Genomic DNA, 863 nt, shown 5'->3' on the forward strand with positions numbered 1-863 from the left:
AGAGCGCCTAACAGAACGGCACCGAGCTTGGTTTTCAGCGTTGGTTTGGCATGGCCAGACTGCTTCTCCCCGATGATCTCTGGGATGAGATCGCGCCGCTCCTCCCGCCGCCTCGGCCGCGTCCGAAGGGCGGGCGTCGTCCAATTGAGAACCGGGCCGCACTCACGGGCATCCTGTTCGTGCTGCGCTCGGGGCTGCCGTGGGAAATGCTGCCGGCCGAGATGGGCTGCGGCTCCGGCATGAGTTGTTGGCGGCGACTGCGGGATTGGCAGGCGGCGGGCGTCTGGAGCCGTCTGCATGATGTGTTGCTGGAGCGCCTGCACGCAGCAGGGGAGATCGACTGGAGCCGGGCTTGCCTGGACAGCGCGTCTGTCCCGGCCAAAAAGGGGGGCCTGCCACCGGCCCGAGCCCGACGGATCGGGGCAAGCCAGGCACGAAGCGCCATCTCGTCACCGACGCACGCGGCACGCCGCTCGGCTTCTGCCTGAGCGGTGCCAACCGGCACGACACCGTCATGATGGCGGCCACCCTCGATGCCATCCCGTCTGTGCGGAGCGGTCGGCGCGGACGACCGCGACGCCGTCCGGACAAGCTGCACGCTGACAAGGCCTACGATGCCAGACCCCGCCGCCAGGAGTGCCGGGCGCGGGGGATCGTGCCGCGCATCGCACGTAGGGGCATCGAGAGCAGCGCGAAACTCGGTCGTCACCGTTGGGTCGTGGAGCGCACCCACGCCTGGTTCAACCGATTCCGTCGATTGCCCATCCGCTATGAGCGACGCGCAGACATCTACGAGGCCTTCACGAGCCTCGCCGCCAGCCTCATCACCCTCAACCAGATCAGACGGTTCTGTTAGGCGCTCT

Annotated in this window: 1 protein-coding gene; it reads left to right on the top strand. The window is 67.8% G+C overall.

The window, feature by feature from the left end:
• Positions 1–50: 50 nt before the first annotated feature.
• Positions 51–856 (top strand): IS5 family transposase gene (locus MKK84_RS01980; RefSeq protein ID WP_243916361.1). Its coding sequence is split into 2 segments (ribosomal slippage): positions 51–387 and positions 387–856, totalling 807 coding nucleotides; the frame shifts between segments, so codons are not numbered across the junction.
• The last annotated feature ends 7 nt before the right edge of the window (positions 857–863 follow it).

Source organism: Methylobacterium sp. E-065 (genome assembly GCF_022829605.1).
GTDB lineage: Bacteria > Pseudomonadota > Alphaproteobacteria > Rhizobiales > Beijerinckiaceae > Methylobacterium.